General features: G+C 64.8%; 25 protein-coding genes and 1 tRNA gene. 16 read left to right on the top strand and 10 right to left on the bottom strand.

The genetic code is table 11. The annotated features are described in order from the left end of the window. Window positions 1-254 precede the first annotated feature (254 nt). The 3 genes from ETR14_RS16935 to ETR14_RS16925 all read right to left on the bottom strand — a co-directional run bounded on the left by ETR14_RS16935 (window position 255) and on the right by ETR14_RS16925 (window position 3419). The gene (locus ETR14_RS16935) at window positions 255-530 is read right to left on the bottom strand and encodes a hypothetical protein (RefSeq protein ID WP_129386482.1); all 276 of its coding nucleotides are present in this window, start codon (window positions 528-530) and stop codon (window positions 255-257) included. Between the two features lie 1355 nt (window positions 531-1885). Continuing rightward, complete coding sequence (locus ETR14_RS16930) at window positions 1886-3274, bottom strand: tyrosine-type recombinase/integrase (RefSeq protein WP_371416682.1); 1389 nt, start codon at window positions 3272-3274, stop codon at window positions 1886-1888. 55 nt (window positions 3275-3329) lie between these two features. Beyond that, window positions 3330-3419 (bottom strand) — tRNA-Ser (locus ETR14_RS16925). A 123-nt stretch (window positions 3420-3542) separates the two neighbouring features. On the opposite strand from ETR14_RS16925, the gene hspQ reads away from it, so the two are divergent. The 5 genes from hspQ to ETR14_RS16900 all read left to right on the top strand — a co-directional run bounded on the left by hspQ (window position 3543) and on the right by ETR14_RS16900 (window position 6091). Next, window positions 3543-3917 (top strand): heat shock protein HspQ, encoded by a 375-nt coding sequence (gene hspQ / locus ETR14_RS16920; protein WP_129386479.1) that lies wholly within the window; start codon window positions 3543-3545, stop codon window positions 3915-3917. 164 nt (window positions 3918-4081) lie between these two features. After that, window positions 4082-4615: a 50S ribosomal protein L21 gene (gene rplU, locus ETR14_RS16915; protein WP_129386477.1), complete on the top strand. Its 534-nt coding sequence runs from the start codon at window positions 4082-4084 to the stop codon at window positions 4613-4615. Window positions 4616-4633: 18 nt separating this feature from the next. Further along, complete coding sequence (gene rpmA, locus ETR14_RS16910; RefSeq protein ID WP_106514637.1) at window positions 4634-4903, top strand: 50S ribosomal protein L27; 270 nt, start codon at window positions 4634-4636, stop codon at window positions 4901-4903. Window positions 4904-5070: 167 nt separating this feature from the next. After that, window positions 5071-5622 carry a GNAT family N-acetyltransferase gene (locus tag ETR14_RS16905; RefSeq protein ID WP_129386475.1) on the top strand — a complete coding sequence of 184 codons (552 nt, stop codon included), beginning with the start codon at window positions 5071-5073 and terminating at the stop codon, window positions 5620-5622. 61 nt (window positions 5623-5683) lie between these two features. Then, entirely contained in the window at window positions 5684-6091 is a 408-nt protein-coding gene (locus tag ETR14_RS16900; RefSeq protein ID WP_129386473.1) for a hypothetical protein, read from the top strand. Here ETR14_RS16900 and ETR14_RS16895 read toward each other — a convergent pair. Beyond that, window positions 6082-6915: a metal-dependent hydrolase gene (locus ETR14_RS16895; protein ID WP_129386472.1), complete on the bottom strand. Its 834-nt coding sequence runs from the start codon at window positions 6913-6915 to the stop codon at window positions 6082-6084. The genes ETR14_RS16900 and ETR14_RS16895 overlap by 10 nt on opposite strands. A gap of 43 nt (window positions 6916-6958) precedes the next feature. Between ETR14_RS16895 and ETR14_RS16890 the strand changes: the two genes are divergently transcribed. The 7 genes from ETR14_RS16890 to ETR14_RS16860 all read left to right on the top strand — a co-directional run bounded on the left by ETR14_RS16890 (window position 6959) and on the right by ETR14_RS16860 (window position 13819). Further along, window positions 6959-7582 carry a TetR/AcrR family transcriptional regulator gene (locus ETR14_RS16890; RefSeq protein WP_129386467.1) on the top strand — a complete coding sequence of 208 codons (624 nt, stop codon included), beginning with the start codon at window positions 6959-6961 and terminating at the stop codon, window positions 7580-7582. 102 nt (window positions 7583-7684) lie between these two features. Further along, the gene (gene obgE / locus ETR14_RS16885; RefSeq protein WP_129386465.1) at window positions 7685-8722 is read left to right on the top strand and encodes a GTPase ObgE; all 1038 of its coding nucleotides are present in this window, start codon (window positions 7685-7687) and stop codon (window positions 8720-8722) included. Beyond that, on the top strand, window positions 8719-9645 hold the full coding sequence (locus tag ETR14_RS16880) for an NAD(P)-dependent oxidoreductase (protein ID WP_243455558.1): 927 nt from the start codon (window positions 8719-8721) through the stop codon (window positions 9643-9645). The genes obgE and ETR14_RS16880 overlap by 4 nt, the downstream gene beginning before the upstream one ends. Before the next feature lie 193 nt (window positions 9646-9838). Next, a complete protein-coding gene (locus tag ETR14_RS16875; RefSeq protein ID WP_129386463.1) occupies window positions 9839-10012 on the top strand; it encodes a DUF465 domain-containing protein in 174 nt (57 codons plus the stop codon). Between the two features lie 124 nt (window positions 10013-10136). After that, entirely contained in the window at window positions 10137-10385 is a 249-nt protein-coding gene (locus ETR14_RS16870; RefSeq protein ID WP_129386461.1) for an acyl carrier protein, read from the top strand. A 28-nt stretch (window positions 10386-10413) separates the two neighbouring features. Further along, window positions 10414-11655, top strand: a complete 1242-nt coding sequence (locus tag ETR14_RS16865; protein ID WP_129392012.1) for an aminotransferase class I/II-fold pyridoxal phosphate-dependent enzyme — start codon at window positions 10414-10416, stop codon at window positions 11653-11655. A gap of 253 nt (window positions 11656-11908) precedes the next feature. Further along, a complete protein-coding gene (locus tag ETR14_RS16860; protein WP_243455557.1) occupies window positions 11909-13819 on the top strand; it encodes an ATP-binding protein in 1911 nt (636 codons plus the stop codon). Here ETR14_RS16860 and ETR14_RS16855 read toward each other — a convergent pair. The 3 genes from ETR14_RS16855 to ETR14_RS16845 form a co-directional block, all read right to left on the bottom strand. Continuing rightward, window positions 13776-14606 carry a hypothetical protein gene (locus ETR14_RS16855; protein WP_371416821.1) on the bottom strand — a complete coding sequence of 277 codons (831 nt, stop codon included), beginning with the start codon at window positions 14604-14606 and terminating at the stop codon, window positions 13776-13778. The genes ETR14_RS16860 and ETR14_RS16855 overlap by 44 nt on opposite strands. A 116-nt stretch (window positions 14607-14722) precedes the next feature. Further along, window positions 14723-15994, bottom strand: a complete 1272-nt coding sequence (locus ETR14_RS16850) for a GGDEF domain-containing protein (RefSeq protein WP_165356483.1) — start codon at window positions 15992-15994, stop codon at window positions 14723-14725. A gap of 16 nt (window positions 15995-16010) precedes the next feature. After that, complete coding sequence (locus ETR14_RS16845) at window positions 16011-16871, bottom strand: alpha/beta fold hydrolase (protein WP_129386456.1); 861 nt, start codon at window positions 16869-16871, stop codon at window positions 16011-16013. Window positions 16872-17057: 186 nt separating this feature from the next. Between ETR14_RS16845 and ETR14_RS16840 the strand changes: the two genes are divergently transcribed. Continuing rightward, window positions 17058-18269 (top strand): MFS transporter, encoded by a 1212-nt coding sequence (locus ETR14_RS16840; protein WP_129386454.1) that lies wholly within the window; start codon window positions 17058-17060, stop codon window positions 18267-18269. 16 nt (window positions 18270-18285) lie between these two features. Here the strand turns inward: ETR14_RS16840 and ETR14_RS16835 are convergent, their stop codons facing one another. From ETR14_RS16835 to ETR14_RS16825, 3 genes are all read right to left on the bottom strand, one after another. Then, window positions 18286-19260, bottom strand: coding sequence for a diacylglycerol kinase family protein (locus tag ETR14_RS16835; RefSeq protein WP_129386452.1), 975 nt, complete (start codon window positions 19258-19260; stop codon window positions 18286-18288). Window positions 19261-19264: 4 nt separating this feature from the next. Further along, window positions 19265-19768, bottom strand: coding sequence for a DUF2141 domain-containing protein (locus tag ETR14_RS16830; RefSeq protein ID WP_129386450.1), 504 nt, complete (start codon window positions 19766-19768; stop codon window positions 19265-19267). A gap of 183 nt (window positions 19769-19951) precedes the next feature. Continuing rightward, window positions 19952-20644, bottom strand: coding sequence for a helix-turn-helix domain-containing protein (locus ETR14_RS16825; RefSeq protein ID WP_129386448.1), 693 nt, complete (start codon window positions 20642-20644; stop codon window positions 19952-19954). Window positions 20645-20813: 169 nt separating this feature from the next. Here ETR14_RS16825 and ETR14_RS16820 point away from each other — a divergent pair, with 169 nt between their 5' ends. From ETR14_RS16820 to ETR14_RS16810, 3 genes are read left to right on the top strand one after another with little or no spacing between them, the layout of a single operon-like run. Continuing rightward, window positions 20814-22799 (top strand): serine hydrolase, encoded by a 1986-nt coding sequence (locus ETR14_RS16820; RefSeq protein ID WP_243455555.1) that lies wholly within the window; start codon window positions 20814-20816, stop codon window positions 22797-22799. Beyond that, a complete protein-coding gene (locus ETR14_RS16815; RefSeq protein WP_129386444.1) occupies window positions 22799-23809 on the top strand; it encodes a dipeptide epimerase in 1011 nt (336 codons plus the stop codon). The genes ETR14_RS16820 and ETR14_RS16815 overlap by 1 nt, the downstream gene beginning before the upstream one ends. After that, a complete protein-coding gene (locus tag ETR14_RS16810) occupies window positions 23806-25128 on the top strand; it encodes a peptide MFS transporter (RefSeq protein WP_129386442.1) in 1323 nt (440 codons plus the stop codon). Before ETR14_RS16815 ends, ETR14_RS16810 begins: the two co-directional genes overlap by 4 nt. The last annotated feature ends 14 nt before the right edge of the window (window positions 25129-25142 follow it).

The raw sequence follows: 25142 nt of genomic DNA, 5'->3' as shown, positions 1-25142 counted from the left end.
TCTGCTTCGGCGCGCTTGCATTTCGCCCAGCGATGATACGACCGGAGGCCCGTCCAGCGCTCCCATGCGGATTGCCGGCAGAAGATCGAGTACTGGACGCCTCCGAAGACAGGTGCCAGGAACATTACGGCCCTTCTGCCATATCGACGAGAATGACTTTAAGGCGCATCTTTATTAAAGCCGGTGAGCTGTCGCCCCCTTCGGACCTGCCGGTCAGGGCCGAGGCGCTTCTGGACTCGTGCGCCTCGGCCCGTTCAGTCTGTGAAGACCATCATCAGCACGAAGACGGCTGCCACCAGCAAAAAGGCGTGCAGCGCTCCGCGCTTGAACTCGGGTGAATTGATCCAGGGCTTAGCCATCGAGCCTTCTCCGGAGGAATACCGCCATATCCTGATCACAGGATGACGCCGACTGCCGTTGATCCGCGCATCGGCGGCTATACGCTCGCCTGCCGTCAAGGTCGACCGCGCGCGCGGGCAGCGGCGCGTTGAGTCGTCACGGCAGGCGGCGTGTCCGTCGTCGGTTTCCACTCCTGGTCGATTTCACGCGTCCAAGCGAACGTGAAAAGGGGCGACCCCTTCTTCCAGGGGGTATGCGGATAGGGATCGCCCAGACGCTACAGCCGCCTGTACTTTGACGCTTATGGATTGCAGCACATGCGCATCAAACGCACAAGTCGCTGTCGCCGAATTGAATGGGAAACGGGATAGAATGTATTTCCGCTGATGCCTAAATTTGTCTTCAGGTTCGACCAAACGCGATTAACGCCTCATCAAATGAATAGCACTTTCGGGCTAGTCTTTCTGGCAAACTCAAGAAAGCAGTCGGCCAACTCCCCTCTGCGCCTTCTCCGCCTTCCGCTACCAAGCTCAACCGCGGCGGGCCAACGGCAGATCCTGACCGGCTGAACTCCCGTTCTCCCATGGCGGCCTGGGTCGCCGCCACCTCCAGGAGTGAGGCGGCGAGCCCAGGGCCGCACATTAAGAGAACCTCTGTGGGTCTGGGGCATGGACGCCTCAGGCGTTTGCACAATGCTGAGGTTTCCCGAATTGCCGCTCCGGATCTCCGCGCCATCTTGAGCCCATTGGTATTCATGAAGGTGGAGCCGCGCCGACGCGATGGAGATCGAAGCGTTTGGAGATTTTCGCTCCAGATCGTTCAATTGGTTGAACGCACCTGCGCCTCGGCAGCGAAACGGCATCTGGGCGGTGGTGCTCGCGCGAGCCGGGCCCCGCCCTCCCAAGACCCCCTCGATCCCGCATCAAGGGGAGGCTGGATTATCCCGAAAATATGACTAGCATTAGCCGGCAGCAGGTAGAGAGGGGCATCTGCAATGATTACAGACGATGACAAGCGAGCGAACACGGCTGCTTTCGAAAGGGTGATCGTCTATTGCGTAACGCACGGCACAACTCCGGCACGGATTGACGATAACTATTATTTTGCTACGCCGGCGCCGATAGCGGGATCGTGGTATTTCTCACTGGAATGCAACCAATGCGGAAAGGCAACGCCGTTGTTCGCTGATGCTTCCAATGGATCGGACACGATCTCGTTCGATGGCTCAGGGGAGATCGTGGCTGATTGCCATTATTGCGCGAAGACGAACGTAGCGTCACCGAGCGCGATCCATTCCATGCAGTGGCTTTGAGCGAGCTGTGCGCTCTGCACATGTCCGTTCCGGTTCAGGCCTGGTCACCAGGAACGGCTCATAGTGCGGCGACTAGCGTCGACGGGCCCGAGCGATGGACAAGCATAATACATCGTCTTGTCAGGACACCCATCAGCATGCATCTCGTGAGCTCTGCGCATTGTGGACTGCGGCACACTCAATCGCTGCCTCAACTCCGCAAGGCAGTTCTGCCGCATGCCAATGCGAGGCACCTCACCGCCTTGGCCCCTTGAGCAAGTCAGCCGCCGGCGCCAGTCCTGCAGTCAGCAGGTCGGCCCACTCCTGCGCGATCTCGCGGCGGCGGTCCATGTAGGCGGCGCGGTTGTAAACGGCTTCGATCTGGTTCTGTGGCAGGTGGGCAAGCATCAGGTCGATGATGGCTCGATCACCGGGCCGCCCTGTCCGCTCCGCCCGCTCGTTCATCACGGTCGAGAATGCCGCGCGCCAGCCATGAGGTACGTGACGGCCGTGATAGCCGGCTCTGTTGTAATAATAGCCGATCGCATTCTCGCTCAGCGGACGATGAAGGTGACGGGTACAAGGAAACACTATCTTCAGCCGGCCGGTCAGCGGCCTGATCGCGACCAGCAACTCCAATGCCTGGCGTGACAACGGGACCAGATGGTCGAAGGCCTCGTCGTCCTTGCGCTCGAGGACGATCTTCATCCGTGCTGCCGGAACGCGCCAGATCGGCTGTCCGGCCATTGTCGGATCGGCGGCCTTCCAGTCGATGCCTTCGAACTCGTCCCACGTTGCTCCGCGGATCACCCCCGGACGAACGGCGGTCAGGGCCAGGAGCCGGGATGCCACCTTGGTGACGGGACTGGCGTTCGAAGCTTCCGCGGTGTTGAGGAGACGGTGCAATCCCTCGATGTCGGTGATAGCCGGGCGCCTCGCTTTCTTCGGGGTGGGTCGTAGCGCCTTAGCCACAGGAGCTGCGGGATCGGCGGAGCAGATACCGCACGAAATTCCGTAGACGAACACGGCGGACATTCGCTGGCGAACCCTCTTGGCGGTTTCGAGCGCGCCGCGTTCTTCGATCTTGCGGAGCACTGCGAGGGTCAGGGGGACGTCGATGTCGGTGAGCGGCAGCCGGCCGACATAGGGAAAGACCTCCTTCTCCAGGCTGCTGATCACATCGTTTCCATGAACCGGCGTCCAGCGCGGGGCTTGCAAGGCGTGCCAGTCGCGGGCGACTGCCTCGAATGTCGCCTCCGCTTTTGCCTTGGCGACAAACCGGTCCTTCCACGCTTCTATCGCGGGGTCCCGCCCCTCGCGTACGAGGCTCTTGGTGTCCTCTCTGCGCAGGCGCGCCTCCGCGAGCGACATATCCGGATAGGTCCCGAACACGAGGCGTTTCTCCTTGCCGCCGATGCGGAACTTGAACCGCCACGATTTGGATCCGGCCTTGCTGACGAACAGATAGAGTCCGCCGCCGTCGGCAAGTTTGTAGTCGGCCGTTTTTGGCCTTGCCTGACGCACCTGAAGATTCGTGAGCACAGTGCCCCCATCGTTCAGTTTCGATGCCCCCAAAATGCCCCCACTTTTCTCTGGTAGGCGGTGTTTCCGGGTGGATCGCGATGGACGCATCTTGCCCGACAACCCCCGGAAATCCTAGGGTTTTCAGGTCGTTGATGGACGGCGTTGGACAGGGAACTGGCGGAGAGGGTGGGATTCGAACCCACGGTACCCGTGAGGGCACAACGGTTTTCGAGACCGTCCCAATCGACCACTCTGGCACCTCTCCGCGAAAGGTCTACGCACCGGAACAGGCCGGCGGTGGGTCGTCAGGCGGGGCGCTTAGCCGAGCGTTTGACGCTTGCCAACCCCGCAATCTTGCGGATCCGCGCAACTTTCCTACATCGCGTTCATGCAGGGCATCAAAAACATCACGGCCGACGGCAGCCCCATCGCTCCTGTCGTCCGACATGCGGATTTCGCGATCGGCGACATCGTCCGACACCGTCTCTACGATTTTCGCGGCGTGGTTTACGACGTCGATCCGGTATTCGCCAACAGCGACGAATGGTACCAGGCGATCCCGGAGGATCTGCGACCCGCCAAGGACCAGCCTTTCTACCATCTCCTCGCCGAGAATGGCGAATCGAGCTATATCGCCTATGTCAGCCAGCAGAACCTCGAGGTGGACGACAGCAACGAGCCGATCGATCATCCGGAAATCGCCGGCCTGTTCGACGCTTATGCCGAAGGCCGCTACCGGTTGCGGCGGGAACGGACCCACTGATCGCCCGTTGATCGACCGGTTCGGACGTGCAGGCGATTTAGGGTTCACTCTTGGTTGACACGCAGGGCACCTCACTGTAGCAGCCCTCAACTCTCCTGCGCGGAGCCACCGGCTCTCGCCGATTCCGCATGCGGGTAAAAGCTGGAAGGTAGTTGAGACAAGCCATGTTCGCAGTCGTGCGCACGGGCGGCAAGCAGTATCGCGTTGCCGCAGGAGACAAGATCGTCGTCGAGAAGCTCGCTGGTGAAGCGGGCGACACCATCACGCTTGGCGATGTCCTCATCGCCGGCGAGGGATCCGAGCTGCGCTCGACCGACGGCCTGACGGTCGCCGCCGAGATCATCGCGCAGGCGAAGGCCGAGAAGGTCATCGTCTTCAAGAAGCGGCGCCGGCACAATTATCGCCGCAAGAAGGGCCATCGTCAGCAGCACACCATCCTGCGCATCGTCGGCATCGGCGATCAGCAGGCGGAGAGCAAGCCGAAGGCTGCCAAGGCCGCCGCGCCAGCGCAGGACGCTGGCGAGACTTCAGCTCCGGCACCCGAGGCTTCCGCCGAAGCGCCCGCCAAGAAGCCGCGCGCCAAGAAGGCCGCAGCCCCGGCCGACACCGAGGCGCATGTTCAGGCTCCGCTCAAGGTTGAGGGCGCTGAGAGCCCGGCAACCGATACCCCGGTCGCTGACAAGAGCGACTCCGAGTAAGACGAAGGCAGATCAGAGATGGCACATAAGAAAGCAGGCGGTTCCTCCCGCAACGGTCGCGACTCGGCGGGTCGTCGTCTCGGCGTGAAGAAGTTCGGCGGCGAGCAGGTTCTCGCCGGCAACATCATCGTGCGTCAGCGCGGTACCCGTTGGTATCCGGGCGCCAACGTCGGCATGGGCAAGGACCATACCCTTTTCGCGCTTACCGAAGGCCGCGTGACGTTCCGCGACGGCAAGCTCGGCCGCAAATACGTATGCGTCGACATGATTGCGCAAGCAGCCGAATGACGGGCGACCTGGGTCGCCCCTAGAGGGTGACCCCCAGGTACTCGCAAGAGCACCATAAGAGGGAGAGGGGTCACCCCCTCTCCCTTTTTCGTTTCTCCCTCGAAACTGTCACCAGGCTGCAACCTCATCGCGGTAGCGGCCCGGCCAAAGAGAAAGAGGTAGAGACGATGTTTGCTAGGACCGAGAGATTGCTGCTGCGGCCCGGCTGGGCTCAGGATGCACCCGCCCTCTACGCGGCGGTCGCCGATGAAGCGATCGTTCGCAATCTCGCCAGCGCGCCGTGGCCTTACACGCTCGGCGATGCCGAGGCGTTTCTCGAAACCGAGCGCTTGCCGGCGGAACCGTCGATGCTGATTTTCCGCCGCACCCTCGGCGCACCGCAGCTGGCGGGCGCGATCGGTTTCGGGCGGCGGCCGGACGGCGAGATGGAACTCGGCTATTGGATCGCGCGCCCGTTCTGGGGTCTCGGCTACGCCACGGAGGCCGGCCGCGCCGTCATTGCCATGGCCCGCGAGAGCCTGCGACTGCCGCGGGTCCATGCCGGGCACTTCCTCGACAATCCCGCGTCGGGCCGCGTTCTGCACAAGCTGGGCTTTCGTCCGGCCGGCGTCGCGCCACGGTACAGCGCCGGACGCCGCGGCCTGGCGCCCTGCCGGGACTATGCGCTGGAGCTCGGCGCCGAAGAGGACGTCTCCGCAGACGCGCGAATGGCGGCCTGAGCCCTACCCTTTCCTGCGATCCGCGGCCGGTCTATCCCGGTAGCGGACGCAGGGGGATGGGATGAAATCGATCTGGAAGCAGACCAAGGCGGAAAAGCTCGGCTTCATCGACGGCTTCAATCTGTTCTTCGGGGCCTTGCTCGGCGCCAATCTGGGCACGCTCGGCACGGTGCCGCTCCGCGACTATGTCCTGCTGATCATCCTGCTGGCCGGCACCGTGGCGGTGCTGCGAATGATCTCCACGTCCGAACGCCGGCTCTACGCTCTGGCATCCCTGGCGCTCTACGTCGGCCTGCTCGCAATGGTGTTCGGCAGCGAGCGCATGGCCCCGAACGGGCTCAGCGAGGGTGATCTGCATCGATTGGTGGCCACCCTCGCGATCTGGATCGTCGCCGTGCTCGCGATTGAATTCGCACCGACGCATGCCGAGGACCCAGTCTCGTCGATCCCGCCCGCCGATCAGGCGTAGCCGAGCGCTTTCTCTTCGGCCGCAATCAGAGCGCGGTCGTCATGATTCCAGGGGTGGAAGCCGGGAAGAAAGAAGCTGAGCCACGCGCCCAGAATCTTCCGCATCATCCCGGGCTTCGCGAACGCGAACCAGAACAAGCCTGACCAGGCCTTGGGGCCTTTGATCCCATCCTGCGCCAGCAGATCGAGCGCGCCTTTGGTGCGATCGACGAGAAAGTGATGGGTGACGAGAAGCATCACTCGTGCCTTGATGCTCCAGCGCTTGAACCGGCCCATCTCCTTCGTGGCGTGCAGCCAGGTGTCGTAGGCGACGCCCTTATGCTCGATCTCCTCGATCGCATGCCAGCGCCACAAGGCGGCGGTTTCGGGATCGGCGCCGGCGAGGTGGCGTGGCTCGGCGAGCAGCTCGTGCGCAAGCATCGCCGTATAATGTTCAAGCGCCATGGTGACCGCGAGGCTGACGATCGGATGCTTGGCGCGGACGATCGCCAGGCGATGATCGACCGCTTTGTCGAGCCTGCTAAGATCATAGCCGGCGTCGACCGCACGCTTGTTGAAGGCGACATGCTCGCGGCTGTGCAAGACCTCCTGAGTGGTGAACGCCTTGATGTCGGCGGCAAGCCTCGGCTCGGCACCGTCGCGGAAGGCGCGAACGCTCTCGACGAAAAAGGCTTCTCCCTTCGGGAAGGTCGCGGAAAGTGCATTGTAGAGCGCGGTGCCGATCGGGTCGCCGCCGAGCCACCAGCGCTCAGTCTGGCCGCCGCGTCCGAATTTCTGGTCACGGGGCGTGATCGTGAGATCGGAGGGTGTCGCAACGCTCGCCATGCTGTATCTCCTTCGCCATGACAGATCGCGATTACTGACACTGATGTCAACAGCCAGAGCCCGCCTCACCCCGGAAGAAAGCCGTTCCGCCGCCCTCGAAGCCGCCCGTACCCTGCTGATCGAGGCTGGGCCACAGGCAGTTACGCTCAAGGCCGTCGCGGCCCGCATCGGCCGGACCCATGCCAATCTGCTCCACCATTTCGGCTCCGCCGCCGAGTTGCAGGCGGAGCTTGCCCGTTACCTTTCCGAGCGGATCACGGCGGCGATCGGCGATGCGGTGGTTCGGGCGCGGCACGGCACGGCCGATCCGCGCGAAATCGTCGATCGTACCTTCGATGCCTTCGGCCGCGAAGGCGCCGGGGCGCTCGCCGCCTGGATGATCCTGTCGGGCAACAAGGATGCGCTCAACCCCGTGCTGGAGGCGATCCATCGCCTGGTCGATCATCTCGGCCGAGGTCATGAGGACCGGCCAGTGCACGAAATCACCCTATGGCTGGTACTGGCGGCGCTCGGCGACTCGCTGCTTGGCGAGCCGATGGCGGCGGCGCTCGGCCTGCGCCCTGAAAAGGCCCGCGAACTCGCCCGCAACCACCTTCTTTCGTCGATCGGCGTGGCAGCGGAAGGCGTGCGTCCCGAGACCACGATCTCTCAGGCTGAATCAGCCTGAGGCGTGAATCTTGGTCTCAACCCTATGATAGAGCATGATTCACGTCATCGGTGGAAGCGCGAAGCGCTTCCACCTCAGACGATCATGCTCTAGGTCCCCCCGATGCATTTTCTGGATCAAGCAAAGATTTTCATTCGCTCCGGCTCCGGCGGCCCGGGTGCGGTCAGCTTCCGGCGCGAGAAGTTTGTCGAATATGGCGGCCCTGACGGCGGCGACGGCGGCAAGGGCGGCGACATCGTCTTCGAGGCCGTGGAAGGCCTCAATACCCTGATCGATTTCCGCTACACCCAGCACTTCAAGGCACCACGTGGCAAAGGCGGCGCCGGCCGCAACCAGACGGGCGCCGGCGGCAAGGATCTCGTCATCAAGGTTCCGGTCGGCACCCAGATCATTTCCGACGATCGCGAGCATGTGCTCGCCGATCTGACCGAGGTGGGCCAGCAGATCGTGCTTCTGCGCGGCGGGGACGGCGGCCGGGGCAATGCCAGCTACAAGACTTCGACCAACCGGGCGCCCCGCCAGCATGGTACCGGCTGGCCGGCGGAGGAAATGTGGGTGTGGCTGCGCCTCAAGCTGCTCGCCGACGTTGGCCTCGTCGGACTGCCCAATGCCGGCAAGTCGACCTTCATCAACGCCGTCACCAACGCCAATGCCAAGGTCGGTGCCTATCCGTTCACCACCCTGCAGCCGAAGCTCGGCGTCGTCCAGCACAAGCAGCGAGAGTTCGTGATGGCGGACATCCCCGGCCTGATCGAAGGCGCAGCGGAAGGCGCCGGCATCGGCGACCGCTTCCTCGGCCATATCGAGCGCTGCCGCGTTCTCCTTCATCTGGTCGACGCCAACGAAGAGGATGTCGCCGAGACCTATCGCACCGTCCGCGACGAGCTCGAAGCCTATGGCGAGGGCCTCGAGGAGAAGGACGAGATCCTGGCGCTCAACAAGGCGGATACGCTGGACGACGAGATGCTCGCCGCCCTCGCCGACGAGCTCGAGCAGGAAGCCGGCGTACGCCCGCTGATCGTGTCAGGCGCAACCGGCAAGGGTGTCGAGCAGGTGCTCGATGCCCTGCTCGAGCGCCTGGATCCGCAAGCGAGCAGCGGAGAGGAGGCGGAGGACAGCGGTGATTGGTCGCCGCTGTGAGGCGGAGGGGCACCATTCGCACGCTCGCCGTTACCGGCGGCACCGGCTTCGTCGGCGGCCACCTCCTCCGCCTTGCCGTGGCCGAAGGCTATGATGTCCGTGCCCTGACCCGCGCCTGGAAGCCGCCGGAGGATGAGATCGCCTGGGTGGAGGGTGCGCTCGATCGCTCGGATTCGCTCGAGAAGCTCTGCGCCGGCGCCGACTCGGTGATCCACATTGCCGGCGCGATCAACGGCAACGAAGCCGAATTCGAGGCCGTGAACGTCGGCGGCACCGCCGCCGTGATCGATGCGGCGCGCAAGGTGGGCGTACGGCGCTTCGTCCACGTCTCCAGCCTCTCAGCGCGCGAGCCCGAGCTTTCCGCCTATGGCCGTTCCAAGCTCAAGTCCGAGCGACTCGTCGCTGCCTCTGGCCTCGACTGGACGATCATCCGGCCGCCGGCAATCTATGGTCCGGGCGATCGCGAGACCTTCGAGCTGTTCAGGATGGCGCGGATGGGCCTGGTGGGTCTGCCGCCGGGCGGCCATTTCTCCGTCATCCATGTCGACGATCTCTCTCGCCTGCTGCTGGCCGTTCTCGACGATGCCGACAGCCGCTCGGTGCTTTACGAGCCCGACGACGGCCGTGAGGGCGGCTGGGAGCACCGCCATTTTGCCAAGACGCTGGGCCGCATCTACGGCAAGCGCGCAGTGACGGTGGCGATGCCGAGGCCGCTGCTTCATCTCGTGTCCGGCGTCGACCGTCTCGTACGCCGCAGCAAGGCGAAGCTCACCCCGGATCGCGTGCGCTATTTCTCGCATCCGGATTGGGTGGTCGCCGCCGAGCGGCGGCCGCGTTCGGCATTGTGGATGCCGCAGGTCCATACCCCGACCGGTCTCAAGGAGACGGCCGATTGGTACCGCAGCGAGGGTTGGCTGGGCTGAGGCGCGCGCGACTTGAACCCTCCGCGGCCCGGCCCTAAATTGAGCGTGCGGGACCGGGCCCCTCTGGCGGCCGTTCTTCAGGAACGATCGTGATGTCGGACCGCATCGGGTTAGCTCGATGCAGTCACGACCATTTGCCTGCCTGCATCGCAGCCGACCCGATCGATGACCAACCATCGATTGGAGTGTGGCAATGAATGCAATGACCTTTCGCCTGACCCTCGTCCACCGCAGGCTTGACGACGAGATTCGCCGCGAGCTGAGGCGGCGCCTTCCCGATTGGACGCGATTGCTGCGGCTGAAGAGACTGCGGCTTGCGGTCAAGGACCGGCTCCACCATCGGCCGGCACTCGCGCCGGGCCGCTGAGCAGGCGGCGGGCCGGCGAACGCCGTCGGCCCGCCTTCCGGCACGCTCCCCTCTGCGCCTCCCCAGGGTCGCATTCCGGCCCAATTGTCTTGGCAGGAGGGCGCACGGAACCTAAGGGACGGCAATGACCGACAGAGACGAGATCTTCGACAAGGTGAGCCAGCTCATCGCCCCGTTCAACAAGAAGGGCGTGACGCTCGCCGAGAGCACCACCTTTGCCGGCGATCTCGAATGGGACAGCCTGATCGTGATGGATTTCGTCGCCTCGGTCGAAGACGAGTTCGACATTCTGATCACGATGAACATGCAGGCCGAGATCGAGACGGTCGGCCAGTTGGTGGACGCGGTCGAACAGCTCCGTAGCGACGGCTGAGGCGATGACCGAAGCTGCGCGCAACCCCATGGATCCCTCCGACGAGACCGCGGTCGCGCCCTCGCACGGCCGTGACCTGTTCTCGAAGTTCGACTCGCTGATCGCCGAACGCGAAGCCCTGCTCGACACCGGAGTCCGCGATCCGTTCGGCCTGGTAATGGAGAAAGTTCTCTCCCCCACCCGGGCGATCATCAAGGGCAAGGAGACGATCCTGCTCGGCACCTACAATTATATGGGCATGACGTTCGACCCCGACGTCGTCGCCGCCGGTAAGCGCGCCCTGGACGAATATGGCGCGGGCACCACCGGCAGCCGCGTCCTGAACGGCACCTATCAGGGCCATCGCGAAGTCGAGGACGCGCTCAAGGACTATTACGGCACTGCGCATGCCATGGTCTTCTCGACCGGCTACCAGGCCAATCTCGGCCTGATGTCGACGATCGCCGGCAAGGAGGATTACATCATCCTCGATGCCGACAGCCATGCCTCGATCTATGACGGCTGCGCGCTCGGCAACGCCCAGATCGTCCGCTTCCGGCATAACAGTGTCGACGATCTCGAGCGGCGGCTGAAGCGCTTGCCTGCCGAGGGCGGACGTCTGGTCGTGCTCGAAGGCGTTTATTCGATGCTGGGCGACATCGCACCGCTCAAAGAGATGGTGGAGGTCGCCAAGCGCCACGGCGCGATGGTGGTCGTCGACGAAGCGCACGGCATGGGCTTCTTCGGCGAGCGTGGTCGCGGTGTCTTCGAGGAGGCAGGCGTCGAGGATCAGGTCGACTTCGTCGTCGGCACCTTCTCCAAATCGGTCGGCACCGTCGGCGGCTTCATCGTCTCGAACCATCCCAAGTTCGAAGTGCTGCGCCTGGTCTGCCGTCCCTATGTCTTCACGGCCTCGTTGCCGCCGTCGGTCGTCGCCACGGCGGCGACTTCGATCCGCAAGCTGATGCATGCCGGCGAGAAGCGCGCGCATCTCTGGGAGAATAGCCGCCGGCTGCACCAGGGCCTGCGCGAACTCGGTTTCAACATCGCGACTCCCGATGCGCAGTCGGCGATCATTGCGGTGCTGTTGCCGGATCAGCAGACCACTGTCCTGATGTGGCAGGCGCTGCTCGAAGCCGGAGTCTATGTGAACATGGCGCGCCCCCCAGCCACGCCGGCCGGCATGTTCCTGCTCCGCTGCTCGCTCTGCGCGGAGCATTCCAGTGACGAAGTCGGCCGCATCCTGGCTATGTTCGAGGCCGCCGGACGTGCAACCGGCGTAATCGCCTGACCTCCTTTCAGGTCCGCAACGAAGCATTTCAGTAACGCCCACGCGCCCCAGCACACCCCCGTCCTACAGGATGCGGGGGTGCGGCACCCCTTTACGTAGCTTCCCTGGTCTTTCCAGCGCATTTGCTTTGGAATAGACTTGGTAAATGGCGGGTGAAGGATTTGAGACGTCCGTGGACGGATCTTCAGGCAGGGGACGCGGCCTTCTGGCCAGCGTGGGAGCAGTCGTCACGACGCTTTTGCTCGTCGCTCTGATGTACATGGTGACCAGTTCGAACCGGGCACGCGAACAGGCGATCCTTTCGGAACGCCACAGCTACGACGTCATGCTGCTCACCCGCAGCGCCGACGGCTCGATCGCGCGCGCCGAAGCGGCGCTGGGCCGCTACGTTCTCGACGAGCAGCAGAAAACCGGTACCACCTATTACAATGAGTGGCGCCTGGCCGAGCGGCAGATCACCCAGCTCGAGCGCATGGTGTACCGGGACCGCGAACAATATGCCCGCGTCAAGGCGCTTCGCAAAATGTACCGCGACCGAGGGGCCGAACTCGCGGCGGCCGCCGCAGCCGCAGCTGCCCAGAAGGGCGCCGGCGGCATCAGCCTCTTCTACCAGGCCGGCATGTCCGACGACGGTCCCGGGCCCGCGCTACGCGCCAAACTGTCGGAGATCGCTCAAGAGGAGCGTCACGATCTGCTCGAACGGATGACCGCGACCGGCGCGTCCGGCGCTCGCGCCAACGAGCTTACCGAGTGGCTGGGCTGGATCGCGGTGCTTATCGGCATCGGCGCCGTTATTCTCGGCTATCTCGCGTTCCGCGCGATCAGCCAGCGCCTCGACGCGCTTGCCGAAGCCGATAGCGAAGCGAGCCGCGCTCAGCGCCTCGAGGAAGCAGTGCGGGTGCGGACCAGCGAACTGCTTGAGGCCAATCAGGCGCTTCAGGCCGAAGCGGCCGAGCGCGCCGCTGCGGAAGCGCAGCTTCGTCAGGTGCAGAAGATGGAGGCGGTCGGCCAGCTCACCGGCGGCATCGCCCACGATTTCAACAACATGCTTGCTGTGGTCGTCGGCGGTCTTGATCTCGCCAAGCGCAAGCTGCGGAGCTCCAAGCGGGAGGTGGAATTCCATCTCGACAACGCGATGGAAGGCGCCACCCGCGCCGCCGCGCTGACCCGGCGCCTGCTTGCCTTCGCCCGCGCCGAGCCGCTGCTGCCAGTCTCGACCGCGCCGTCGGAGCTCGTCGAAGGCATGCTCGATCTGATCGATCGCTCGATCGGCGAGCGCATCTCGGTCTCGACCCGCTTCCCGGACCTGCCGTGGCACGTACGCGTCGACACCAACCAGCTCGAGAATGCCGTGCTCAACCTTGCCGTCAATGCCCGCGACGCGATGGATGGCCAGGGCCGTCTTGCGATCCGAGTCGACAATGTCCGCCTGGACGATCGTGAGGTCAACGAACTCGGCGCCGGCGACTATGTGAAGATCAGCGTCTCCGATACCGGATCCGGCATTCCGCCGGAGATGATCGACCGGGTCTTCGAGCCGTTCTTCACCACCAAGCCGGTCGGTAAGGGTACCGGGCTGGGCCTCAGTCAGATCTTCGGTTTCGCGCGCCAATCGGGCGGTGACATCGTCCTTGAATCCACGGTGGGCGTGGGCACCACCGTCTCCATCCTGCTGCCGCGCAGCGAAGTTGGTGGCGAGGAAGCAGGCGACGTCCGGGTCGCCGACAGCATGGCTGTGACCAAGGATGCAGAGGCGGCCACCGGTATCTCGATCCTGGTGGTGGAGGACGATCCGCGGGTCAGCCGCGCGACCGTCGGCGCGCTCGAGGAACTGGGCTACCGCACCATCGCCTGTGCCAGCGGCCGCGAGGCCATTGAACTGCTCGAGCGCGAGCCGAACATCGCCCTCATCATCACCGACGTGATGATGCCGGAAATGACCGGTCCCGAGCTCATTCGCGAAGCGGCCCGGCGCTGGCCGTGGATCGCAGTGCTGTTCGTCACCGGCTATGTCGGAGAGGCCGGCGATGCCGACGATCTCAGCGGGCACGACATCCTGCGCAAGCCGTTCACGGTGTCCGGTCTTTCCAATGCGGTCGCCAATGCGCTTTCGCATCGCGTCAGCGGATGGCACCCCGCCGAAGAAGTTTCGGCAGCAGAGTAAGCGCCGCCACCAGCGGCCAGCGCCGCTGCCAGGGCCGGATCTCGATCTCGGTGCCGGCGTGCCGGTTGATCTTCCATGCGAGATAGTCGATGCCGCCGGCATAGGTGCCGCTGGCCTTGATCAGCCGCACCACGGTCAGTGCCTTGCCGGAGCGCCGCATCCGCGCCCAGCGCCCCAGCGCCCGTCGGCGCTCTGCCGGCGTGATCGGCCTGTCGAGTGACAGGTCGGCGGCCGAGAGCGCGGCAGTCGTGAAACGGGTGTAACGGTCGGGATCGGCATCGACCACCGACATCGCCCTGCCCTTGCGCTCCGATCGCAGCTCGGCGCCATAGGTAAGCTGAAAGCCGAGCCGCCACAGGTCGAGCGGGTCCGAACCTGAATAGAGCGGACGCGCCTGGGCAAGCAGGGTCGGAGCCGCGCGCGCGACCGCCGCGACCGCCTGAGCGGCCGCTTGCGCATCGCTGCTCCACACCAGGCGAGAAGGCTGCGCGAACCGCGCCCAGACCGAGACGGATACGGTCTCGGGGCCGTTCAGGCGGTGGAAGTCGGCCTGGCTGAGCACCGCATATTTGGCCACCAGCCCGTCATGCTGGAATGGAAACACGTTCGGCGGGATTAGCCGGTTGGCCCGGACCATCCAGCTCTTGCCATAGGCGTCCGCATAATCGGAGACGATCAGATAGAAATCGAGCATCAGCCCTTCGAGCTGCCGTTCGCGCAGGCAGGAACCGTAGAAGAGCACGGCGCGCGCCGCCGCGGGATATTGGCCGGCAAGCGCCGCCGCCATCGCGGTCACGCGGGGATCGACCGGCTGGGCGAGTTCGCCGGCGACGAGAAGCTCGATCGGTTGCTGGGATGGCGCGTCGGACACGTGCCGCGCTTCGCGCAGCCGGGCCCGTGCGGTCAAGTGGCGCGTGCGGTTCCGCTCAGCACGGTACGATCGCGCCCGCCGCGTTTGGCGCTGTACAGCGCTTCGTCGGCGCGTGCGACGAGCTGCTCGCGATCGTCGTCGAGACAGGGTGCGACGCCCAGACTGCAGGTCACCCGGATGCTCGCGCCGCCATGGCTTACGCGCGCGGCCGCGACAGCGCCGCGGATCCGCTCGGCAACGCCAAGCGCCCCCTGTGCGTCGGTTTGCGGCAGGATCACGGCAAATTCCTCTCCGCCGATCCGCGCCAGCACGTCGGTCTCGCGCAGCGCGCCGGCGGCCGCGGCAGATGCTCGCCGAAGCACCTCGTCTCCCGCCGGGTGTCCCCAGCTGTCGTTGACCGCCTTGAAGTGATCGAGATCGAACATGATCAGGCTCAGCGGCGCATCATGGCGACGTACCCGTTCGACCTCTTCGCGGAGTCGGAGGTCGAAGCTGCCACGGTTTAGCAGACCGGTGAGCGGGTCGTGCGCAGCCAGGTCGACAAGCTGCCGCTGAAGCTGCTTCTCCCGGCTGATGTCGGTGAACAGCCACAGCCGACCGGAAAGTGAATCGTCGTCGATCCAGCGGCTGTCGACTCGGAAGTCCATCGCACCCTGTCGGACTTCGAACTGAAGGTCGGCGTGCGGGTCCTGGGTCAAGGCGCGGTGCAGGGTCTCGCGATTCCCTGCGTCGATCAGTCGCGCCAAAGCCCCGGCGACGACCTGCGGCTGCCGCGCGTCGAGCCCCAGAAGAGCGGCGGCCTGATCGTTCATTTGAACGTCGTGCGAGCCCATTGCGTCGACGAACAGCACCGGAACCGGCACGTGGCGCACCAGGGCCTGAAGGCGCTCGACGGCATCACGCTGCACCCTGGTGGCTTCCCCGGCTTGCATCAGTTGACTGAGGAGATCGGCAACTGATGTCAGCCGGCTGGCCGTCAACCGGTGCTCGCCCGTTCCGACGGCGACGAGATGAAGCCTTCCGCCCCGCACCGGAGCTGCGAGGAACCAGTCCGGCCGCCCCGCACAGGCCACCGTCCACGCCAGCGGTACGCGGACCACACGGGCATCCAGCGCTGTTGCGCTCTCCCCGAGCAATCCCGGAGGCAAGCGAACTTCCTGACCGATGAGTTCGACCCGCTGCGGCGCATCTTCGACGAACCCGCGCTCGTCCCCGATCGCTCTGACCAGCGCACAGAAGCCGTGCGGAATGCTCGGCTCGATCAGCTCCAGCGCGGCACCGATCGCGACGGGGCCTTGCGACACCGGGAGAGAGACGCGGCTAAGCAAGCTGCTCATAAAGCGCCCTTGCCACCACCTGCGGTGCCGACAGATGGGGCAGATGCCCGTCGGTATCGAGCCAGGTCAGGCTGCTGCCGTGAAGATGGCGATGGAGATAGTGCGCAACAGCGGCAGGGACCGCGACATCGTTGGCGGAATGAAGCAGGCTCACCGGTACCTGGCAGAGCGGCAGGAGGTGGCGGATGTCGGACTCGAAAATCGCACGCGCCACCGTGGCCGTGACGTCGGGACGCATCGCCAGCAGCCCCGCGGCGAATTCCTGAACGGCCTCGGGCACGTTCGCGCCGATCGCCATCGGCGCGAAGCCCGCAACCCAGCCCTGGTAATTGGCGGTCATCGTCTCGAACAGCGAATCGAGATCCTCCCGCTCGAACCCGCCGACATAATCCTCGTGGTTAAGGTAGCGCGGCGAGGCGGAGAGGAGAACGAGCTGCTCGAACCGGTCGGGCGCCTCGATCGCGGCGAGCACGCCGATCATTCCGGACACGGAGTGGCCGACATAGCGGCAGCGTTCGACCCCGGCTTCGTCGAGCAGGTCGAGAAGATCGTCCGCGAACGGCGCCAAAGACGCATAATCCTCGGGATCAAAATCGGCGGGAAGCAGCGGCCCGGCGCCCGGCAGATCGAACAGCATCGCCGTGAACGCGTCGGGCAACGTCTCGACCACGCCGTTCCAGACGCTCTGGTCCGTACCCAGGCCGTGCGAAAAGACCACGATCTCTTCGCCATTGCCGACGAAGCGCAGCCGGTGCCGACGGGCCAGCGGACCATCGACGGCGCCCTTTGCGCGCCGCAGCATCACCGAGGTTCGGTCGGGCGCGTTCAGCGTGATCGTGTCCATGTCTCGATGTCTCAACTCAGCGTTTTTGCACCGCGCAATCGCTACATCGGAACAACTTCACGGCAGCCTACGCTCCGACTACGGAGCTTTGCGTAGGCCCTGCCCCTTGACGCTACGGCAGCAAGGACCGATTTGCTCGATGCTGCGTTGCAGCACGAACTCCCTTCGCCGCCCAAGAGATAGTCCATGTCCGCTGATGCCGTGCGCCCGTTTCGCGCCTCTCCTGCTCTCGTCCATTTCGCGCTCGCAATGGGTGGATTCGCGATCGGCACGACCGAATTCGCGACGATGAGCCTGCTGCCATTCTTCTCGCGCGGGCTCGGGATCGACGAGCCGACCGCCGGCCATGTCATCAGCGCCTATGCGCTCGGCGTGGTCGTCGGCGCTCCACTGCTCGCGGTGCTTTCCGCCCGAATGGCGCGGCGGACTCTGCTTCTCCTGCTGATGGCGATCTTCGCCGTCGCCAACGGCCTCAGCGCCCTCGCCCCTTCCTATGAAGCCATGCTCGTTTTCCGCTTCCTGAGCGGACTCCCTCACGGCGCCTATTTCGGCATCTCCGCGCTGGTCGCCGCCTCGCTGGTTCCGCAGGAGCGGCGGACCCAGGCGGTCGCCCGGGTCATGCTCGGCCTGACCACGGCAACGCTTGTCGGCGTGCCGTTCGCCAACTGGCTGGGCCAGGCATTTGGCTGGCGCTGGGGCTTTGGCGTGGTCGCCGCAGTTGCGGCGGCCACCGTGGCGGCCCTGTGGCTGGTGGCTCCGCGCGATCGGCCCGAGCCTGGGGCAAGCCCATTGAAGGAACTGGGGGCACTCCGCCGCGGACAGGTCTGGCTGACCCTTGCCACCGGTGCGATCGGGTTCGGCGGCATGTTCGCGGTCTACACCTATCTCGGCTCGACCCTGATCGAGGTGACGGGCGTCAGCGCCGGCACCGCCCCGATCGTGTTCGTGATCTTCGGCCTCGGCACGACGATCGGAACCTTGATCGTGCCGCGTTTTGCCGATCGCTGGCTGATGCCGACGGCCGGTGGTCTGCTGCTATGGAGCGCCGCCGCTCTGTCGCTCTATACCTTTTCGGCCGGCAACATCTGGACGATCTCTGCGGCAGTGTTCGCGATCGGAGTCGGCGGCTCGCTCGGCACCGTGCTGCAGACCCGGCTGATGGACGTCGCGGATGACGCGCAGAGCCTCGCCGCGGCGCTCAATCACTCCGCCTTCAACTTCGCCAATGCGCTCGGCCCCTGGCTCGGTGGCCTCGCGATCGCGGCCGGCTACGGCTGGACCTCGACCGGGTGGGTCGGCTCTGCACTGGCGCTCGGTGGGCTCCTGTTCTGGGCGCTGTCGCTCGTGCATGCCCGCGGTCGGGATAGCCGAACCGGAAGGCTTGCAACCGCGCATTGAGGCCGCGTCGTGCGTGTCAGGCAGCGAGGCGCAGAAAGGGAACCGGCGACGTCGGCTTCAACACGATCGGCTGACCAGGGTCAGCCGAGAACAGCTCGCCGTCGAGAATTACGTTCGACTGCTCGCCCTGGATGTGGATCTCGTCGCCGCGCTCGAGATGCACTCCGGACACCCGGATCCGCCCAAGCTTGCCGAGGATCCCTGCCGTCAGCGCCCGCAACAGCGCCAAAATGCTGCGATCGATGAGCACGAGCTGCATCGCACCCAAACGGGTCGATGATGCCGACATCTGAGTTCCGAACAGCAGCCGCTGCAACGTCGTCACCAGCAGCACCGAGAATTGGCCGTTAATCTCGCCCTGCTTCAGCACCGAGACCCGCAGCGGATTCGACCGCATCGGGCCGACGCTGATCCGCTTGCCCCCCGCCGCCGAAAACAGCCCGAGCATCAGCGCAATGAAGTGGGCAATCCCGTTGGGGAGTCCGAGCGGATAGATTTTGTGGCGGCAGTAGAGCATCGTATCGGCAAGCCCGGCTCCGCCGAGGAACATGCCGAGCACCGGTTTGCCATCGGCGGTACCGCCGGAAAGCTCGATCAATTCGCGCCGGACGATGTGCGTGTCGAGATCCGACCGGGCGATTTCCAGCACTCGCTCGAGCGCGAGGATCGGATCGCCGCTGGCCCCAAGATCGTGGGCGATGAGGTTGGTCTTGCCGTTGGGCAAAACGGCGACCGGCGGCGGGTTGTCACCGAAATAGCCGCCGTTGAAGATCTCGGTCAGCGCCGCCTGCACGGTACCGTCACCGCCATTGATCACCAGAACGGTCGGCTGAACGCGCGCGATTGTCTTCAGCGCATCGCCGACCTGATCGACCCGCTCAACCTCGTAGTGAAAGATGTCCTGATGCTCGGCACAGAAGCTGCGCACACGCGGCAGCAACGAACGATTGCCTGTCGACCGTGGATTGGAAAGCAGTGCGACTCGGGCCATTCGATCAGCGCCCCACCGGGCCGATGGACAGGCCCGAACGATAGTTAAGCACAACGTTGACCGGCTTGATGCCGGAGCCGACGTTGATCGCGACCTCGCGCAAGGAAGGTTTTAGATCGAGCAGCGAGATGCGCGGATTGTTCGAGAAGCCGCCGCCATCGTTCCAGCCGGATTTGCCATTGGCGTCGGCATCATGCCGCACCGCCACCGCATAGGTGCCGGGCTTCGGCACCGCGACGCAGACGTCCATCGATCCGGCCCGGGTCACCGGCAGATCGATGCGGCGCAGCTTCTTGCCCTTCGCGAGAAATTCCGAAGGGTTGCTGCCGTACAGCTGAACCCTGATCTTGCCCGCGCGATTCTTGAAGCCGTTGACGCTGACCAGCACGGCAGGCCGATTGGAACCCGGTGCACACGCCGCCGCATCCGGGCCGAGCGCAGCCTGCGCCGACGCCGCCGGCGCAAAGGCCAGAACCGCAAGCGCAACGGGGAAAACCATCTTCAACATGAATCCAGCCACTCCTGAAAGCCGCCCATGCCCGCGGGCATGATCTTCGCTCTCGATGCCCCTAATCACTCCGATATCGGGGACGGTTGCGGCCAAATTGTGGTCAAGGCTGGTCGAAAAGGAGAGATATCAGACACTTTGGGCAGCACGGGCGGCTGGTGAAGGCGCCCGAAGCGCAGATGGTTATATGGTGGCGCGCGCCTTCCTGACCCTGCCCCCCGAAGGCGCCTCCCCGCCATCCTCGTTCGAGGCTGCGGGCGCGTGCAGGCTCATCAGCGAATTCATCAGGCTCTCGTCGGCGCTCGAACAGACTCCAAGCACCGTCGCCTCGTCACAGCTCTCGGCGACGATGTAGGCATGGCCCATGTTCGAATCGATGTAGATCGATTCACCCTTATCCAGCACCACGGGATCGTAGAATTCGGTGTGCACCTCGATCCGTCCTTCGAGCACGTGGATATATTCCTCGCCGGGATGACGGACGAGTTCGCCGAACTGCTCCACCGTCTTTGCGCGGATGATGGTGATGATCGGCACCATGCGTTTGCGGCGCAGCTCCGGACAGAGATAATGATAATCGTAATTGGGGGTGGTCACCTGGACCGCGCGATCGAGGCTGCCGATGCTGCGGCGAGCGGTGACCGGCGGCTCAGCCTGCCCGGCGGGCTCGGCGAACAGGTCGGAGATCCGGAGTCCCAATCGCTGGCTGAGCTGCAGAAGCTTGTCATAGGTCAGCGTCAGCCGGTCATGCTCGACCTTGGACAGGGTCGACACCGGAATGCCGCTGCGCTCGCTCATCTCGCGCAGGGTCCAGTCATGCCGGGCGCGTAGACCCTTCAGCACCTTGCCGAGCGTCGGCTGTTCCGATTTTGCCATCGAATCTCTCGTTTGACATTTTTCTAATCAGGATCATTATGTCCTGATCAGCATATAGGTCGCGGTCTCAGGTGAACAATAGTCCGGCACGGCCGGCGTGGCAAACCAGCGCGATCAACGGGGAGCACGTCGCATGCACTTCCGCCTGCCTGTCACCGCACGTCGCGCCATGGCGATGATCGTCGCCCTTCTCGCCATGATCGGCGTCACCGCAGCTGCGCAGCAGATCCAGCCGCTTGGACCGCGCGTATCGACCGAGCGAGCGGATCAGGGTGCCGTTGCGGCTGCAACCGCACAGCCGCAGACGGCGGCGATTCCGAACCTCACCGGCCAGGACGTCAACGCCTGGCTCGACGGCTTCATGCCTTATGCCCTTGGCAAGGGCGATGTCGCCGGTGCGGTGGTGGTGGTGGTCCGCGATGGGCAGGTACTGACCCAGCGCGGATACGGCTTCGCCGACGTGGCCAAGCGCAAACCGGTCGACCCGGCAGGAACTCTGTTCCGTCCGGGCTCGATTTCCAAATTGTTCACCTGGACCGCGGTCATGCAGCTGGTCGAACAGGGCCGGCTGAACCTCGACGCCGACGTGAACACCTATCTCGACTTCAAGATTCCTCCGCTGGAGGGCAAGCCGGTCACGCTCCGCAACATCATGACCCACACGGCCGGCTTCGAAGAGCAGGTGAAATCGATCATCGGCTACGACCGCGACCGTGTTCCAGCTTATGAAGCCTTGCTGAAGCAATGGGTGCCCGAGCGGGTCTATCCGGCCGGGACGACGCCCGCTTACTCAAACTATGCGACGTCGCTCGCCGGCTATATCGTCCAGCGGGTCTCGGGCGAGCCGTTCAACACTTATGTCCAGCGACACATCTTCACACCGCTTGGCATGACCCATTCCAGCTTCGACCAGCCGCTGCCGCCGCGCCTGCGTCCGATGATGGCGACCGGGTACCAGCAGGCCTCGGGAGAGATCGTGCCCTTCGAGATCATCGGCCCAGCGCCGGCGGGCGCGCTTTCGACGACGGGCGCCGACATGGCCAAGTTCATGATCGCCCACCTCAATGATGGTGCCGGAATTCTCCGTCTGGAAACGGCGCGGACGATGCACAACACCGCCAACACCATTCTGCCGCACCTCAACCGCATGCTGCTCGGCTTCTACGAGACCAACATCAACGGCCACAAGGCGATCGCTCATGGCGGCGACACCATCGCCTTCCATTCGGACGTGCACCTGTTCACCGACGACAAGGTCGGCATCTACATCTCGATGAACAGCATCGGCCGAGACGGCGCTGCCGGCGACATACGCAACGCCTTCTTCGAGGAGTTTGCCGATCGCTACCTGCCCGCCGCGCGCAAGGACACGCGCCGCGTGCCGCCGGAGGTCGCGGCCGAGCATGCGCGGATGCTGACCGGCAATTGGATCAACTCGCGCGGATCGCATTCGAGCTTCCTCAGCCTGACCAGCCTGCTCGGCCAGACTTCGGTCGGTCTCGACAAGGATGGTCGCCCGATCGTTCCGGTCACGATGGGCCTCAACGGCCAGCCGCGGGTCTGGGTCGAAGTCGAGCCCTTCCTGTGGAACGATCTCAACAGCCACGAGCAGCTCGCCGCCAAGGTGGTCGACGGCAAGATCGTCCGCTTCAGCCTGAGCGGTCTGCCGTTCATGATGTTCGATCGTGCGCCCTGGTACCAGAATTCGGCGTTGCTGACCCCGTTGCTGATCGCCAGCATCGTGATCCTGTTGCTGACCGTCCTGCTGTGGCCGGTGCGCGCCCTCGTTCGCCGCCATTTCGGCGCCAAGCTCGCGCTCGAAGGGCCGCTGCGCCGTGCCCACCTGTATAGCCGGCTCGCGGCACTGGCGATTTTGCTCGCGCTCGTGGGCTGGGCCGCGGCGATCACGGTGATGATGGGCGACATCGTCAATCTCAGCGCCGCGACCGACCCCATCATCTGGCTCCTCCAGATCTTCACCATCCTCGCGCTTATCGGCGGGTTCCTGGTCCTCGCCTGGAACGTCTGGGTGACATGGCGCGGCGGTCGCCGCTGGCCGGCGAAGGTCTGGAGTGTGGCCTTGCTGCTCGCGGCGATCGTCGCGTTGTGGCTCGGCCTCGCCTTCCACCTGATCGCACTCGGCGCGAACTACTGATGCCGCGCCGGGCATTAGAGGTTCGCTCCGAGCGTCTCCGCCTCGCTGCGCCCTTCCGCATCTCGGGCTATGTGTTCGAGAGCGCCCAGGTGATCGTCGCCACTCTGACGGAGGACGATCATCTCGGGCGGGGCGAGGCCGCCGGCGTCTATTATACGGGCGACGATGCCGCCCACATCATCGACACGATCGAGGCACACCGGAGCGCTTTGGAAAGCGGCGTCGACCGTCACGCGCTGCAGGCATTGATGCCACCCGGCGGCGCCCGCAACGCGATCGATTGCGCGTTGTGGGAGCTGGAGGCGAGACGGACCGGACGTCCGGCGTGGTGGATCGCGGGGATCGAAGAACGCCGGCCGCTGGTCACCACCTTTACCCTCGGGGCCGACGATCCCGCTGTCATGGCGGAAGGCGCACGTGATTATGCCACGGCCAAGGCCATCAAGGTCAAGCTGACGGGCGAGCTCGAGCTCGATCTTGCCCGGGTCAAGGCGATCCGCGCAGCGCGTCCCGACGTCTGGCTCGGCGTCGACGCCAATCAGGGCTTCGGCCGCGACACGCTCGACTCGCTCGTTGCCGGCTTGCTCGATGCGGACGTCGCCTTGCTGGAGCAGCCACTGAGGCGCGGGCGTGAGGCCGATCTCGAAGGCTTTGCCTCGCCGATCCCGATCGCCGCCGACGAAAGCGTACTGACGCTCGACGACATCGAACGGCTCGTCGGCCGTTTTCAGGTGGCCAATATCAAGCTCGACAAATGCGGCGGCCTGACCGAGGGCCTGGCGATGGCTGCCCGGGCACGCGAACTCGGCCTCGGCGTCATGGTCGGCAACATGGTCGGCACCAGCCTCGCCATGGCACCGGCCTTCCTGCTCGGTCAGCAATGCGATGTCGTCGATCTGGACGGCCCGACCTTCCTGGAGCGCGACCGCCAACCTTCCGTGCGCTATCAGGACGGCACGATCTGGTGCGACGAGGCGGTGTGGGGCGCCGGAGCGATGCAGACGGCATGAGCGGCACCGGCCCCGCCGAGCCCGGCAGTTGGTTCGGACAGCCACGCGGCCTGACCATCCTGTTCCTCACCAACATGTGGGAGCAATTCTCCTATTTCGGCATGCGGGCGCTGCTGGTCTATTACATGACCAAGAGCCTGCTGATCGAGCAGCAGGCGGCGTCCTTCCTCTACGGCACCTACACCGCCTTCGCCTATTTCACGCCGATCATCGGCGGAGCGATCGCCGACCGATGGCTGGGCAAGAAGAAGGCAGTGGTGATCGGCGCCAGCGTGATGGCGCTCGGCCATTTCCTGATGACGTTCGAGGCGACTTTCTACGTCGCACTCGCGACGATCGCGCTCGGCAACGGCCTGTTCCTGCCGACCCTGCCAAGCCAGATCAACGACCTCTACCATGCCGACGACCCGCGCCGCCCCTGGGCGTACAACGTCTATTATGTCGGCGTGAACGTCGGCGGCTTCCTGGCGCCTCTGGTCTGCGGCACCCTCGGCGAGGTCTATGGCTGGCATTACGGCTTCGCCGCAGCCGGCTTCGGCATGCTCGCCGGCTTGATCATCTATCTCGCCGGAAGTCGCTATCTGCCGCCGGAACGGCGCTTCGAACCTGCGGCTGCGCAGACGCAACGCATTCGCTCGGACAGCCGCCGGGCCTACGGCGTGCTGCTTGCCATCGGCCTTGCCGTCACCGTCTTCCGCGGTGCCTACGAGCAGGTCGGCAATACGGTCGCTTTGTGGGCCGACAGCGGCATCGACCGCAGCCTCGGCAACCTGACCATTCCGATGACCTGGTTCCAGTCTTTGAACCCGCTGCTGGTGATTGCGATCACGCCCTTTCTGCTCGCTTATTGGCAGCGCCGCGCTGCCGCCGCCCGTGAGCATTCGCCACTGCAGAAAATGGCCATAGGTGCGCTGATCGTCGCCGGCGCCTACCTGCTGCTGGCGGTCGCCGCCGGGTTCGCAGGCGAAGGCCGGGCCAGCTGGGTCTGGCTCGCCGGCTTCTTCCTCGTGTTTACGGTGGGCGAATTGTTCATCCTGCCGAACGGGCTAGGCCTGTTCGCCCGACTTGCACCGCCGCGCTTCGGCGCCACCACCGTCGCCGCATGGTACCTTGCGATCTTCGCCGGCAGCCTGGCCGCCGGGCTGGTCGGCACCCTGTGGAGCCGGCTCGGGCACAGTGCCTACTTTCTGCTGCTCACCGTCATCGCGACGGTCGCCGCCTTTCTGTTGCTGCTGATCGATCGTCCGGCACGCGCGGTGGTCGCAGCTCGCGAACTGGAGAACGACCTCGATCCGCAGGCGGGGCTCCGAGCCTCTTGACAATATTTCCGATT

This window comes from Sphingosinicella sp. BN140058 (assembly GCF_004135585.1).
Taxonomy (GTDB): Bacteria; Pseudomonadota; Alphaproteobacteria; order Sphingomonadales; family Sphingomonadaceae; genus Allosphingosinicella.
Note: the sequence above shows the minus strand (reverse complement) of the source record. Positions and strands in the feature narration are given on the sequence as shown.

Bases quoted from the DNA above. Each gene is read 5' to 3' on its own strand.
- ETR14_RS16815 (WP_129386444.1), top strand. From the start codon at position 22,799: ATGCCGCGCCGGGCATTAGAGGTTCGCTCCGAGCGTCTCCGCCTCGCT.
- ETR14_RS16855 (WP_371416821.1), bottom strand. From the start codon at position 14,606: ATGGCGGCGGCGCTTGCCGGCCAATATCCCGCGGCGGCGCGCGCCGTG.
- rpmA (WP_106514637.1), top strand. From the start codon at position 4,634: ATGGCACATAAGAAAGCAGGCGGTTCCTCCCGCAACGGTCGCGACTCG.
- hspQ (WP_129386479.1), top strand. From the start codon at position 3,543: ATGCAGGGCATCAAAAACATCACGGCCGACGGCAGCCCCATCGCTCCT.
- ETR14_RS16870 (WP_129386461.1), top strand. From the start codon at position 10,137: ATGACCGACAGAGACGAGATCTTCGACAAGGTGAGCCAGCTCATCGCC.
- ETR14_RS16890 (WP_129386467.1), top strand. From the start codon at position 6,959: ATGTCAACAGCCAGAGCCCGCCTCACCCCGGAAGAAAGCCGTTCCGCC.
- ETR14_RS16840 (WP_129386454.1), top strand. From the start codon at position 17,058: ATGTCCGCTGATGCCGTGCGCCCGTTTCGCGCCTCTCCTGCTCTCGTC.
- ETR14_RS16825 (WP_129386448.1), bottom strand. From the start codon at position 20,644: ATGGCAAAATCGGAACAGCCGACGCTCGGCAAGGTGCTGAAGGGTCTA.
- ETR14_RS16895 (WP_129386472.1), bottom strand. From the start codon at position 6,915: ATGGCGAGCGTTGCGACACCCTCCGATCTCACGATCACGCCCCGTGAC.
- ETR14_RS16810 (WP_129386442.1), top strand. From the start codon at position 23,806: ATGAGCGGCACCGGCCCCGCCGAGCCCGGCAGTTGGTTCGGACAGCCA.
- ETR14_RS16820 (WP_243455555.1), top strand. From the start codon at position 20,814: ATGGCGATGATCGTCGCCCTTCTCGCCATGATCGGCGTCACCGCAGCT.
- obgE (WP_129386465.1), top strand. From the start codon at position 7,685: ATGCATTTTCTGGATCAAGCAAAGATTTTCATTCGCTCCGGCTCCGGC.
- ETR14_RS16900 (WP_129386473.1), top strand. From the start codon at position 5,684: ATGAAATCGATCTGGAAGCAGACCAAGGCGGAAAAGCTCGGCTTCATC.
- ETR14_RS16860 (WP_243455557.1), top strand. From the start codon at position 11,909: ATGTACATGGTGACCAGTTCGAACCGGGCACGCGAACAGGCGATCCTT.
- ETR14_RS16830 (WP_129386450.1), bottom strand. From the start codon at position 19,768: ATGTTGAAGATGGTTTTCCCCGTTGCGCTTGCGGTTCTGGCCTTTGCG.
- ETR14_RS16865 (WP_129392012.1), top strand. From the start codon at position 10,414: ATGGATCCCTCCGACGAGACCGCGGTCGCGCCCTCGCACGGCCGTGAC.
- ETR14_RS16835 (WP_129386452.1), bottom strand. From the start codon at position 19,260: ATGGCCCGAGTCGCACTGCTTTCCAATCCACGGTCGACAGGCAATCGT.
- ETR14_RS16845 (WP_129386456.1), bottom strand. From the start codon at position 16,871: ATGGACACGATCACGCTGAACGCGCCCGACCGAACCTCGGTGATGCTG.
- ETR14_RS16905 (WP_129386475.1), top strand. From the start codon at position 5,071: ATGTTTGCTAGGACCGAGAGATTGCTGCTGCGGCCCGGCTGGGCTCAG.
- rplU (WP_129386477.1), top strand. From the start codon at position 4,082: ATGTTCGCAGTCGTGCGCACGGGCGGCAAGCAGTATCGCGTTGCCGCA.
- ETR14_RS16875 (WP_129386463.1), top strand. From the start codon at position 9,839: ATGAATGCAATGACCTTTCGCCTGACCCTCGTCCACCGCAGGCTTGAC.